The organism is Brucella sp. NBRC 12950, from assembly GCF_030268145.1.
Taxonomy (GTDB): Bacteria; Pseudomonadota; Alphaproteobacteria; order Rhizobiales; family Rhizobiaceae; genus Brucella.
In genome coordinates this window covers 15,977-28,250 of record NZ_BSQC01000008.1, presented here as the reverse complement: position 1 = coordinate 28,250, position 12,274 = coordinate 15,977, and the positions used below count along the sequence as shown (strand labels likewise).

Sequence of the window (12,274 nt, the reverse complement as noted above, 5' to 3'; positions counted from 1 at the left end):
AAAGACGTCCATTAAAAACACCTTCGCTCTCCACCGGCGAAGGCCAACATCAGGATTACATCATGAGCACGTTCAAACCGCTTGTCTTCTCCGGCGTTCAACCGACCGGAAACCTTCACCTTGGTAATTATCTTGGTGCCATCAAGCGGTGGGTAGAGGTTCAGGAGACGCAGGAATGCATCTACTGTGTGGTAGACATGCATGCCTTGACCGTCTCGCCCGATCCAGCCGAGTTGATCCAGTCAACCCGTGAAGTGACGGCCGCCTTCCTCTCCTCCGGTATCGACCCTAAGCGAAGCATCGTCTTCAACCAGAGCCGCGTGATGCAGCACGCCGAACTGGCATGGGTGTTCAACTGTGTGGCGCGCATCGGTTGGATGAGCCGCATGACGCAGTTCAAGGACAAGGCTGGCAAGGACCGTGAAAATGCGTCGCTTGGTCTCTTCGCTTATCCAAGCCTGATGGCTGCCGACATTCTGCTTTATCGCGCAACCCATGTGCCTGTTGGCGAAGACCAGAAGCAGCATCTGGAACTCACCCGCGACATCGCGCAGAAGTTCAACAACGACTATTCCGACCGCATTGCTTCACTCGGCATCGGTGTGGACATGCAGGTTGGTGACGAACAGGTTTCAGGCTTCTTCCCGCTGACCGAACCGATGATTTCGGGTCCGGCCATGCGCATCATGTCGCTGCGTGACGGCACCAAGAAAATGTCAAAATCCGACCCGTCGGATCTGTCGCGCATCAACCTGATTGATGATGAAGAAACCATCAACAAGAAGATCCGTAAGGCCAAGACCGATTCCGACGGTCTGCCTTCGGAACTGGATGGTCTGAGCGGTCGCCCGGAAGCAGATAACCTCGTCGGCATCTATGCAGCGCTTTCATCGAAATCGAAGCAGGATATTCTGGGCGAATTTGGTGGGCGTCAGTTCTCCGAATTCAAGGCAGCACTTGCCGATCTGGCCGTTGCGAAACTATCGCCAATCACCCATGAAATGCGTCGTCTGGTGGCTGATCCAGCCTATATCGACAGCGTTCTGAAAGATGGCGGAGAACGTGCGAGCGTGATTGCTGAAGCAAACATGCGCAATGTTCGGGACATCATCGGCTGGCTGCAGAACTGATAATAACCGCTTGTAATATTCTGGCGCTGCCTGCTTGCGGGCGGCGCCTTGCAATGCCACATTATCGCCATGGTATCAAAACGACTTAGCCGGGAAGCCGGCCACCGCCGCAAGTTTCTTGCCGTGATTGACGAGACGCCCGAATGCGGGCGTGCCGTTGCCTATGCTGCGCGCCGCGCGAAAAACTCAAACGGCGCGCTTGTCATGCTTTTCGTCATCGACAATTCAGATTTTCAGCAAATCCTGGGCGTGGGTGAAATCATGCGCGCCGAAGCTGAAGAGCGCGCGCGTTCGACGCTGGAAAAATTTGCCGCCAAAGTGCGCGAAGAACAGGGCATCGAGCCTGAGCTGATCATCCGTGAAGGTCGCATCTCCGACGAGCTGCCGAACCTCATCGAAGAAGATCAGGACATTGCAATTCTGGTGCTGGCCGCAGGATCAGGTAACGAAGGCCCCGGCCCTCTCGTGCAGTCTCTGGCCAATCGCGCCCAATTCCAGATTCCCGTCACCGTCATTCCAGCTGGTCTTTCGGATGAAGACATTGATGCGGTGACATAATCACCCTATATTGATCGTAACGCGCATGCGCCCTTTGAGATGAGGCTTGCCTTAATGCGCATCCATGCTTACGAAAAGCTTCTGATATTGAAAGCGGAGAACTGATATGTTCATCCAGACCGAGACGACGCCAAACCCGGCGACCCTGAAGTTTCTGCCCGGCAAGGTCGTGATGCCTGAAGGCACAGCGGATTTCCGCGATGCGGCAAGTGCTGGCAATACATCGCAGCTTGCTGCCAAGCTCTTTGCAGTTCCTGGCGTGACCGGCGTTTTCTTCGGCTATGATTTCATCACCGTTACCAAGGAAGATGGCGAGTGGCAGCACTTGAAGCCGGCAATCCTCGGCACGATCATGGAACATTTCATGTCCGGTGCGCCAGCAATGACTGGCAACGCTGCCGTCAATGCCGGTGACGATCATGGCGAAGAAGAATTCTTCGATGAAGCCGATGTCGAGATCGTTGAAACCATCAAGGAACTGATCGAAACCCGCGTGCGCCCTGCAGTTGCTCAGGACGGTGGCGACATCACCTTCCGCGGTTTTGAAAACGGCACCGTGTTCCTGCACATGAAAGGCGCCTGCTCGGGCTGCCCTTCGTCGACAGCGACACTCAAGCACGGCATCCAGAATCTTCTGCGCCATTTCGTGCCGGAAGTTCAGCAGGTCGAGCAAATCTAAGCTGTTATAATTCCTAACAAAAAGGCCGCTTTTCAGCGGCCTTTTTGTTTGTGGAGTTTTGGTTAAGCCCGAGTGGCGATTGAACTTTTTCAAGGCGTGATGCGTCAGCATCTTCGCGCCTTGGTATTACTGCCTCACGATAACCTTTGCGCCCTGCTCTGCGCGCTCATAAAGATCGATGATGTCCTGATTCATCATGCGAACGCAGCCTGAAGACATGGCTTTACCGATCGACCACCATTCTGGCGTGCCATGGATGCGGTAGCCGGTATCGCCGCCCTTGTTGAAGAGATAAAGCGCGCGCGCACCAAGCGGGTTTCTAAGGCCCGGTTCCATACCATTGCGGTATTTTGCCAGTTCAGGCTGGCGCTTGATCATAGCCGATGGAGGGGTCCAGGTTGGCCATTCGCGTTTCATGGCAACACGCGCCGTTCCCGACCAGCCGAAGCCTTCACGGCCCACACCAATGCCATAACGCATGGCCTTGCCGTCTGGCTGCACCAGATAAAGGAACTTCTCGCGCGTCTCGACAATGATCGTGCCCGGAGCTTCATCGGTCTGATACTTCACGATCTGGCGGCGATATTGCTGTGGGATCTTTTCGTTCGGGATGGCTGGAATAGTATAGCCAGCATCACTGATCGACGAATAGGACGCAGTATAAAAAGTGCCACCCACCGTGGAGCAGCCCGCAAGTGCACCACCAAGAAGAAGTGCTGCGGCCAGCTTCAAAACACGAGACTTCATGAATTTCCCCCAGATTGAGATTTTCCATCATCAGGAGCGAATCGCTCATTCATGTGCAAAGTTGCGTCAGTATTGTTAACCAGCCGTTAACCGTAAATTGAAAAATCCTGTTTTAGCCATTTTCTTGCCATCTTTTCCAAATTTTCGCCACTCGAATGCCGCCGGAAATCAGCGTTCTTCGATTGCTCAACGCGATTTGAGGGCGCAAAATGCGTAAATGCCGATCGTGATTCCCAACAAAACACACCCACTTTCTGACGGACGACAATCCGAAAACGCGATGCTCGTGCGTCGTGGTGTTCAGCGTCTATTCCTGGAAATGGGGCTGGCGACTTTGCCGGAGCTGCCATTGGCATCTGGTCGGCGCGCCGATCTGATCGCCGTCAGCCGCAAGAGCGAAATCTGGATCGTGGAGATCAAATCTTCAATCGAAGACTGGAAGGCTGATCGGAAATGGCCAGACTATCGCGCGTTTTGCGATCGGCTGTTTTTTGCAACGCATCCATCCGTGCCACGCGAAATCTTTCCGGAAGATTGCGGCTTCATTTTATCGGATGGTTATGGCGCGGAAATTCTGCGCGATGCACCAGAACACAAGCTCTCAGGCGCTACACGCAAAGCGCTGATGCTGCGTTTTGCAAGAGCAGGTGCTGCTCGTCTGACGATTGCGGAGCTTGCAGGTCTCGATGTACCCGAGACCGATATAGATTAAAGCCTAAAATGCTTGTGAGGCTTGGTTTTAGCGCGGCGCGCGCTTGGCCAGAATGCGCTGCAAAGTACGGCGATGCATGTTGAGACGACGCGCCGTTTCGGAAACATTGCGCTCGCACATCTCGTAAACGCGCTGAATATGCTCCCAGCGAACACGATCAGCGGACATCGGATTTTCCGGCGGTGCAACCTTTTCGCCCGGACGACGGGTCAGAGCCGCAAAAACCTCATCAGCATCAGCTGGCTTGGAAAGATAATCAATCGCGCCAAGCTTCACAGCATTCACCGCGGTAGCGATGTTGCCATAGCCGGTGAGCACAATCGCACGCGTATCGGTGCGGCGGGTGCGGATGGCTTCAATGACGTCGAGGCCATTTCCATCGCCAAGGCGCATATCGACAACGGCATAAGCGGGTGCGGAAGCTTTTGCGGCAGCGATGCCTTCCTCGACTGATTCAGCCGTGGTCACTTGAAAGCCCCTTCCTTCCATTGCGCGTGCAAGGCGCTGCAAGAACGGCTTATCGTCATCAACCAGAAGGAGGGTCGGATCGTTGCCTATGGCTTCGGTGTCTTCCTGCTTCAAGTCGTCCATCGGGATTCTTCCTGCCTGTATTTTTGTTTCCTTATTGATATCCCTGCGGCAAAAAGTCAAATAGCCATTGAATTATTGAAGCAATCTCAGCAAAATTTAAATTGCAACAGAGCGTAAAGCATTGTGATTAAATGCAATTTCTAATCGCACGCACGAAAATTTGATGAAATTGAAGCGCCGTGCGTAAAGCGACAGCACTTCAACCCAAGATTAATTGTGCAATATATTCATCAGCTTACAATGAAAGCGGAACGAGGCCATGTGACTTTTACTTCTGCACCCTGCCCCGGATTCTTGCGATTTTTAAAGCTAATCTGCGCTCCAGAGCGTTCCAGCAGTGTTTTTGCGATAAAAAATCCCAACCCGAGACCACCGCCACCGTTATGTGCGCTGTCACGACTGGTCATATAGGGCTCACCGATTCGGTCCAGAATTTCTGGTTTGAACCCTTCACCGTCATCCTGAATGGTCACGCTGACGGTGTTTTCAGTCCAGCCCCAAGTGACGCTGACCTTATCGCGCGCAAAGTCGACAGCATTCTCCACCAGATTGCCGAGACCATAAAGAAGACCCGGATTGCGACGCACCACTGGCTCAGGCTTCGGACCTTCCTGCTTTTCCACTTCAAGCAAAATGCCGAAATCACGATGCGGCTCGATCACTTCCTCAATCAGCGATGAGAAAGGCAGCCTCGACATATGCTCTTCGTTTTCGGAAGAGAGGCTGGTGAGCCGCTGGAGGATTTCACGGCAGCGCGCAGCCTGCGATTGCAGCAGGGCAATATCTTCAGCAAGACCCGGATCGCTGTCCGGCTTTTTGGCGTAGGTACGCTGCATTTCCTTGACGACCAAAGTGATGGTGGCAAGGGGCGTACCGAGTTCGTGCGCGGCGGCGGCGGCCAGCCCATCAAGCGCGGTCAGGTGCTGCTCGCGTTGCAGGATGAGTTCGGTGGCAGCAAGGGCATCGCCCAGCTGGCGTGTTTCTTCCGCAATGCGATAGGCATAGACACCGGTAAAGCCCAGTGCAGCGATGATCGCGCACCAGATGCCTGAGACAAACAAAATCGGCAAATCGAGATGTTCGCCCGGATACCAAGGCAGAGGCCTGTAATAGAGCATCAACACGGAGGTGCTGAGCACAACCAGCAATGCGAGCGCCAGCGTATGGCGCACGGAAAGCGACGTTGCTGAAATGATGACTGGAGCAATCATCAGGATAACGAAGGGGTTCTGAACGCCACCCGTCAGATAAAGCAATCCTGCCAGTTGCAGAATATCAAACGCCAGCACGATACTTGCCGCAGTCGGGCTTAAGCGGTGATTGGTGGGGAAGCGAAATGCCAGATAGAGATTGAGCCATGCGGAACATGCAATCAGCGCAAAACAGATACCGACTGCAAAATTGAACTGCAGATAGAGCGCCACGAACATGACCGTCGCGGTTTGCCCAGCAATTGCCAGCCAGCGCAGACGCACCAACGTGGTCAGGCGCGGCTTTCGCGAAAGATTTGAAGCCCGATTGTCGAATTCTGCGTGCATGATCACCCCTATCCGCCCCTTATGCGGCAAGGCGCATATTCACGCAAGCAGAACTGTGTCATCCAGTCGCAGGCTTTGGCGTGCACTACACGCGACGCCCTATTATGTGGGGGATTTCCAAGTTTTCCCTCATGGGCAAAAACCTGCCAATCAGCAATTGTGTCGATTTTGTGAAGGAATTATAACAGGACTGTCTGCAAAGCGATGGAGGGCGCCGCGTGATTGTCTTCAGGGGGAAGATATCGTCCGGGCTTGGAAAACATTCCGAGCTCGTCATTCCTGGAAAACAACATCTGGATAATTCACCAAAGGACTGGCCGGATCACTTTGCATCCGGCTCGCTGAATGTGCAGATCATGGAATACCCATCCATTCTGCAAAGCCGTCGCAAGCAGCTAAAGGCGCTGGATCGCGGCCTCGTTCCACCGAGCATCACTATCCCGCAGCACGAAATTTTGAACAACAGTCTGCGCCGCAAATTCTTCAAGCCACGCCGCGGCATTGGCCAGGCATGGCGGGCGACGCTTTATGCGCATTCCCGTTCCATGAATGTATGGATTTTCCGGCGTATCGGATCGCATATGCACGACTGCATTGAGCTGATCTCGGACAAGCGCATCCGTGAAAATCTCAACATCCGCGATCAGGATGAGGTCCACGTCGTTCTGCATTCCTGATCGGCATCAGGTGCCGCGTGGCTTGGCCCTGCGGGTGGCTTCTGCATTGGCTGGGTCTTCCGGCCAGACATGGCGCGGATAGCGGCCACGCATATCGGAACGCACATCGGCCCATGAACCCTGCCAGAAGCCCGGCAGATCACGCGTGATCTGGATCGGGCGGTGGGCGGGGGAAAGCAATTCAAGCAAAAGCGGTACTTTGCCATTGGCAATGGCCGGATGAATGCCAAGGCCGAACAGCTCCTGCACGCGCACGGCGAGAACCGGCTCCTCCGTGTCATAGCGGATCGGGATATTCGAGCCGGTCGGAACTTCAAAATGCGTCGGCGCCAGTTGATCGACGAGGCGTTGCAGATCGAACGGCACAAGGCTCATAAGGCCGTTTTTCAACACATGTGCCGGGATGCGATCGAGCTGTGCTTCGCCTGTGAGGAAAGGCAGCAACCAGTCATCAAGACGCTCAATGAGATTGTCGTCATCCATCGAAGGCCACGGATCGCCGAGACCGCGATAAAGCCAACCTAAACGACGACGTAGAATTTCGGCCTCTTTGCCCCACGGCAGGACTTGCAGTCCGTGCTCACGCACGGCAGCGATCACGCCTTCATCGGCACTCACGCCGGAAGGGGCGGCAAGCGGCTTTTCCGACAAGGCAATAGCGCCAATGCGAACGGCTTCACGCGCACGTAGTGCGTTCTTTTCTGCATCATAGACGACCTGTCGTCCGCTTTCGATCTTCGTGCCGAGTGCAGCACGGATTTCAATTTCTGAAACTTCAGCCGCAGAAAGAACGCGTGCGCGACCTGCCTTGCCCAACATATCGGCCACCACCAGCCATTGCGCACGGCTGAGGCTGATAGCGGGATCGACCTCACCGCCACGGCCATTGGCCAGCAGGAACTGTCCGGTCTGGCCGCGTGCTTTGGCGATACGGTCTGGATAGGCGTCGATCAACATCCGGCCAACACTTGAACCTGCCGCCTCGCCTTTGTTAGGCACATTAGCAGCCAGACGTTTCGCCAGTCCTTTGGCGCGCTGGGCGCGATCAGAACGGTCATTGCGGAACCGCGACATGCGCGTGTCGAGGTCGGTTTCATTGCCGCCAAGGCCACGCTCGGTCAAAAGCATGGCGAGTTCCGCCGCCCGCAAAGCCTCGCCGCGTTTGCCCGCTTCCGCCACCATATGTGCAAGGCGTGCAGGGAGTGCCAGCGAGCGCATGGCCTCGCCGTCTGCGGTCAGACGTCCAGCCTCATCAAGCGCACCAAGCCGGCTAAGCAATGCTTTGGCTTCTTTGAGCGCCGGTAGCGGCGGCTTGTCGAGCAGCGAAAGCGTTGCCGGATCGGTCACGCCCCAAGCAGCCGCATCAAGCACGAGGCCGGAAAGATCTGCCTCCAGAATTTCTGGCGGAGAGAAAGCAGGGAGTGACGCCGTTTGCCCTTGATGCCAAAGGCGGATGGCGATGCCCGGTTCGGTACGACCAGCACGACCAGCGCGCTGATCAGCACTCGCACGCGAAGTACGCACGGTTTCAAGGCGGGTCAGGCCGGTGGCGGGTTCGTATTTTGGCAGGCGGGCAAGGCCAGAATCAATCACCACCCGAACGCCGTCGATTGTGATGGAGGTTTCGGCAATCGATGTCGCCAGCACTACCTTGCGATGTCCTGCGGGAGCTGGCTTGATTGCCGCATCCTGATCACGGCCTTCCATCGCGCCATAAAGCGGGGCCAGAATGATATTGGCAGGCAGAAACTTTTCCAGAGTTCCTGCCGTGCGTTCGATCTCGCCCTGACCGGGAAGAAAGGCAAGAATGCTGCCCGTTTCGTCGGCCAGCGCTTCGCGAATGGCTTTCACCATCGCATCTTCAATGCGTTCGTCAGGCTTTCGGTCGCGGTGGCGAATATCGACGGGAAAAGCCCGGCCTTCGCTCTCAATGATGGGTGCATCGCCCAAAAGTGACGCCACCCGCGCACCGTCAAGCGTTGCCGACATGACAAGGATTCTGAGATCCTCGCGCAAAGCGGCCTGCACATCGAGCGCCAGCGCCAGACCAAAATCGGCATCAAGGCTGCGTTCGTGAAACTCATCGAACAGAACCGCCGCTATGCCTTTTAGGTCCGGGTCATCAAGGATCATGCGTGCAAAAACGCCCTCAGTGACGACAAGGATTTTGGTCTTCGCCGAGACCTTGCTTTCAAGGCGCATACGATAGCCGACTGTTTCGCCCGGCTCTTCACCGAGCAACTGCGCCATGCGGCGCGCCGCTGCACGCGTTGCTAAGCGACGCGGTTCGAGCAGCACAATCATGCCGTCACCGCGCCAGCTTGCATTTAAAAAATGCAGTGGCACCAGCGTCGTCTTACCCGCGCCGGGAGGAGCAACCAAAACCGCGCTTGCATGGGTGGCAAATGCGACGTCAAGCTGCGGCAGAATGCGGGTGACGGGAAGATCGGGCAGACTCGTCAAATGAAATTCCGTATTATAAAGGCGTTGCTTTGGTGCTTATCACACAAGGAACGATGATGATCCATATCCGAAAATCTAAACCGGCGGATGCCCCCGCCCTCACCGCTATCTGGCGCGCAAGCGTGCTGGCAACACATGACTTTCTAAGCCACGAAGATTTCGCTGAAATCGAAAAACTGGTCGGTGAGCAATATCTGCCGAATGTGGAAGTCGATGTCATTGAGGATGACGGCAAGCCGGTCGGCTTCATGGGCATGACCGATAACAATATCGACAGCCTGTTTATTTCCCCCGACCAGCGCGGCAAGGGTATTGGCAAGCATATGATTGCGCACGCCAAAAAGCGGGGCACTCTGACCGTCGATGTGAATGAGCAGAACACGCAAGGCGTGGGCTTTTATCGCCATGTCGGTTTTGTTGAGACAGGTCGCTCGGAAACCGATGATCAGGGACGCCCCTATCCGCTGTTGCATCTCAAGCTTGAGGCTTAAAATCCGGGCCATGCCAATTGCGGAGAAAACCATTCTCGCAAAAGGCATTTCCGGAGCAATTGACATACTCCCCTATAGTATATAGGCTTCGTGAAAATCGGGAGATTCCATGCCGCATTCACCGGAAGACAAAAAGCGCGCTTTGACGCGCCTGCGCCGTATCAAAGGCCAGGCCGAAGGCTTGGAGCGCGCGGTGGAAGCAGGCACGGAATGTGCTGCACTCTTGCAGCAGATTGCGGCGTTGCGCGGGGCTGCCAATGGATTAATGGCGGAAGTGCTGGAAAGCCATTTTCGCGAGACATTCGGCCAGGCTCGTGAGACGATAGCGCGCGATGCTGTGGCAGATCCCGATGCAGAGATCGACGAAATCATGCGGATTTTGCGCACCTATCTGAAATAGGCGCATACCCGAACACTGAAATTGAAGGGAATATCGTCATGAAGTCACGCGCAGCCGTTGCCTGGGAGGCAAAAAAGCCGCTCACCATCGAAACCGTTGAAATTGGCGGTCCACGCGCTGGCGAAGTGCTGGTCGAAATCATGGCGACCGGCGTTTGCCACACCGATGCCTACACGCTTTCCGGCCTTGATTCAGAAGGCAAATTCCCGGCCATTCTCGGCCATGAAGGTGCGGGCATTGTGCGCGAAGTGGGCGCAGGTGTTACGTCGGTCAAGCCCGGTGATCATGTGATCCCGCTTTACACGCCGGAATGCCGCCAGTGCAAAACCTGCCTGTCGCAGCGTTCAAACCTCTGCACTTCGATCCGCTCAACACAGGGTCAGGGCCTGATGCCTGACAAAACCTCTCGCTTTTCGTGCGATGGCGGCGAAGTGTTCCATTATATGGGTTGCTCGACCTTCTCGAACTTCACCGTTCTGCCGGAAATCGCAGTCGCCAAGGTCCGCGAAGACGCACCTTTCGACAAGATCTGCTATGTCGGCTGCGGCGTAACCACCGGCATTGGCGCAGTTATTTACACGGCTAAGGTTCGTCCGGGCTCCAATGTTGTTGTGTTTGGTCTTGGCGGCATTGGCCTCAATGTCATTCAGGGCGCACGCATGGTTGGTGCCGACAAGATCATCGGCGTCGACATCAATCCATCCAAGGTGGAAATGGCGAAGAAATTCGGCATGACCGACTTCGTCAACCCGCGCGAAATCGGCAATGACAAGGTTGTGCAGGCCATTCAGGATCTGACTGATGGCGGCGCTGATTATTCATTCGATGCCACCGGCAACACCGATGTCATGCGTCAGGCGCTGGAATGCTGCCATCGCGGCTGGGGTGAATCGATCATCATTGGCGTCGCTGAAGCCGGCAAGGAAATCGCCACACGTCCATTCCAGCTCGTCACCGGACGCGTCTGGAAGGGGACAGCCTTTGGCGGTGCGCGCGGTCGTACCGATGTGCCAAAAATCGTCGATTGGTACATGGAAGGCAAGATCGACATCGACAGCCTCATCACCCACACCATGCCGCTTGATGAAATCAACACGGCTTTCGATCTGATGCATGAAGGCAAGTCGATCCGCTCGGTGATTGTCTACTGATGAGTGAGAAGCTTTTTACCTCCCATTGGGATGAAATCGACAACCTGACCCCCCGCGCGCTTTATGCGATGCTGAAGCTGCGCGTGGATGTTTTCGTGGTGGAGCAGAATTGCCCTTACCCCGAAATCGACGGCAAGGATTATGACGCATTTCACCTACGCATTCTCGATGGTGAAGAACTTGCAGCAAGTCTGCGGGTTCTACCACCAGAGAAGGATGGTAAGCCGGTGAAGATCGGTCGCGTTGTCGTGGCAGCGGATTATCGTGGTTACAAGCTTGGTCAGCGTCTCATGAAAGAGGCTGTCGCCTTTGCTCAGACACGCTTTCAAGGCACTGCCATTGAGCTTGGCGGACAGAGCCATTTGCAGAAATTCTATGGCTCGTTCGGCTTTGTCGCGATTTCGGAAGAATATCTCGAAGATGGCATTCCGCATGTCGATATGCGGCTGGCACCACAGGAAAGTGCGGCCTGATGTTTCTGCTGCGCCGCCATATGTCCTTTTATCTGGCAGCCATTGGTGGCGCTGCAACCTTCATTATCGCATGGCTTCTTAAAAGCTCGCTTGCCCCGGTCATCGGGGCAAACTGCTTCTTTGTGCTGTATCTCGTTCTGGCGCTTGCGGCTTTACCCAAACTCACCGCGCCCTATCTCAGAAAACATGCGGCAACGGCGGATGAGCCGATCTGGATCATCTTTCTGGTGACATTTGCCACCGTTGTTGTGGCTGTGGTGTCGCTGTTCATCCTGATAAACCAGCAACCCAAAGCCGACCTGTTTTCGCTCGTCATGACGCTTGCGGCTGTGCCCCTCGGCTGGTTTACAATCCACATGATGACGGCGATCCATTACGCACACATGTATTGGCAGCCACGCGAACCCGCAGGCGACGATTCAGCCCATGCCAGCAGATATAGAGGCGGCTTCAATTTTCCAGAAACACCACAGCCCTCCGGCTGGGATTTCGCCTATTACGCCTTCATCATCGGCATGACGGCACAGACGTCCGATACCAATGTCACGACCACCGCGATGCGAAAAGTAACGCTTCTGCACAGCGTCGTGTCATTCTTTTTCAATACGGTCCTTGTTGCAGCGACAGTGAATGTCGTGGTCGCACTCGGAAGCGGATAAAAATC

14 protein-coding genes are annotated in these 12,274 nt (G+C 55.2%); 10 read left to right on the top strand and 4 right to left on the bottom strand.

Going from position 1 to position 12,274, the window contains the following annotated elements; translation table 11 throughout:
- Window positions 1–62: 62 nt before the first annotated feature.
- From trpS to QSJ70_RS14365, 3 genes are all read left to right on the top strand, one after another.
- On the top strand, window positions 63–1,130 hold the full coding sequence (gene trpS / locus QSJ70_RS14375; protein WP_285537366.1) for a tryptophan--tRNA ligase: 1,068 nt from the start codon (window positions 63–65) through the stop codon (window positions 1,128–1,130).
- Between the two features lie 69 nt (window positions 1,131–1,199).
- Complete coding sequence (locus QSJ70_RS14370) at window positions 1,200–1,688, top strand: universal stress protein (protein ID WP_007873229.1); 489 nt, start codon at window positions 1,200–1,202, stop codon at window positions 1,686–1,688.
- A 106-nt stretch (window positions 1,689–1,794) separates the two neighbouring features.
- Window positions 1,795–2,367, top strand: a complete 573-nt coding sequence (locus QSJ70_RS14365; RefSeq protein ID WP_285537364.1) for a NifU family protein — start codon at window positions 1,795–1,797, stop codon at window positions 2,365–2,367.
- Between the two features lie 126 nt (window positions 2,368–2,493).
- Here QSJ70_RS14365 and QSJ70_RS14360 read toward each other — a convergent pair whose 3' ends face one another.
- The gene (locus QSJ70_RS14360) at window positions 2,494–3,114 is read right to left on the bottom strand and encodes a L,D-transpeptidase (RefSeq protein ID WP_007873225.1); all 621 of its coding nucleotides are present in this window, start codon (window positions 3,112–3,114) and stop codon (window positions 2,494–2,496) included.
- A gap of 217 nt (window positions 3,115–3,331) precedes the next feature.
- On the opposite strand from QSJ70_RS14360, the gene QSJ70_RS14355 reads away from it, so the two are divergent.
- A complete protein-coding gene (locus tag QSJ70_RS14355) occupies window positions 3,332–3,826 on the top strand; it encodes an MmcB family DNA repair protein (protein WP_007873222.1) in 495 nt (164 codons plus the stop codon).
- A gap of 27 nt (window positions 3,827–3,853) precedes the next feature.
- On the opposite strand, the gene regA is transcribed toward QSJ70_RS14355, so the two are convergent.
- The gene (regA, locus tag QSJ70_RS14350) at window positions 3,854–4,417 is read right to left on the bottom strand and encodes a global response regulator transcription factor RegA (RefSeq protein WP_007873219.1); all 564 of its coding nucleotides are present in this window, start codon (window positions 4,415–4,417) and stop codon (window positions 3,854–3,856) included.
- A 230-nt stretch (window positions 4,418–4,647) separates the two neighbouring features.
- A complete protein-coding gene (locus tag QSJ70_RS14345; protein ID WP_285537361.1) occupies window positions 4,648–5,955 on the bottom strand; it encodes an ActS/PrrB/RegB family redox-sensitive histidine kinase in 1,308 nt (435 codons plus the stop codon).
- 218 nt (window positions 5,956–6,173) lie between these two features.
- On the opposite strand from QSJ70_RS14345, the gene QSJ70_RS14340 reads away from it, so the two are divergent.
- Window positions 6,174–6,632, top strand: a complete 459-nt coding sequence (locus tag QSJ70_RS14340; RefSeq protein WP_064320063.1) for a DUF120 domain-containing protein — start codon at window positions 6,174–6,176, stop codon at window positions 6,630–6,632.
- Window positions 6,633–6,638: 6 nt separating this feature from the next.
- Here QSJ70_RS14340 and hrpB read toward each other — a convergent pair whose 3' ends face one another.
- Window positions 6,639–9,095, bottom strand: coding sequence for an ATP-dependent helicase HrpB (gene hrpB, locus QSJ70_RS14335; protein ID WP_285537359.1), 2,457 nt, complete (start codon window positions 9,093–9,095; stop codon window positions 6,639–6,641).
- Between the two features lie 32 nt (window positions 9,096–9,127).
- Between hrpB and QSJ70_RS14330 the strand changes: the two genes are divergently transcribed.
- The 5 genes from QSJ70_RS14330 to QSJ70_RS14310 all read left to right on the top strand — a co-directional run bounded on the left by QSJ70_RS14330 (window position 9,128) and on the right by QSJ70_RS14310 (window position 12,269).
- On the top strand, window positions 9,128–9,586 hold the full coding sequence (locus tag QSJ70_RS14330; RefSeq protein WP_235822325.1) for an acetyltransferase: 459 nt from the start codon (window positions 9,128–9,130) through the stop codon (window positions 9,584–9,586).
- A 109-nt stretch (window positions 9,587–9,695) separates the two neighbouring features.
- Window positions 9,696–9,986 carry a metal/formaldehyde-sensitive transcriptional repressor gene (locus QSJ70_RS14325; RefSeq protein WP_007873209.1) on the top strand — a complete coding sequence of 97 codons (291 nt, stop codon included), beginning with the start codon at window positions 9,696–9,698 and terminating at the stop codon, window positions 9,984–9,986.
- A 38-nt stretch (window positions 9,987–10,024) separates the two neighbouring features.
- On the top strand, window positions 10,025–11,137 hold the full coding sequence (locus QSJ70_RS14320) for an S-(hydroxymethyl)glutathione dehydrogenase/class III alcohol dehydrogenase (RefSeq protein ID WP_285537354.1): 1,113 nt from the start codon (window positions 10,025–10,027) through the stop codon (window positions 11,135–11,137).
- Window positions 11,137–11,610 (top strand): GNAT family N-acetyltransferase, encoded by a 474-nt coding sequence (locus tag QSJ70_RS14315; RefSeq protein ID WP_285537352.1) that lies wholly within the window; start codon window positions 11,137–11,139, stop codon window positions 11,608–11,610. Before QSJ70_RS14320 ends, QSJ70_RS14315 begins: the two co-directional genes overlap by 1 nt.
- On the top strand, window positions 11,610–12,269 hold the full coding sequence (locus QSJ70_RS14310; protein WP_285537351.1) for a DUF1345 domain-containing protein: 660 nt from the start codon (window positions 11,610–11,612) through the stop codon (window positions 12,267–12,269). Before QSJ70_RS14315 ends, QSJ70_RS14310 begins: the two co-directional genes overlap by 1 nt.
- Window positions 12,270–12,274: the final 5 nt, after the last annotated feature.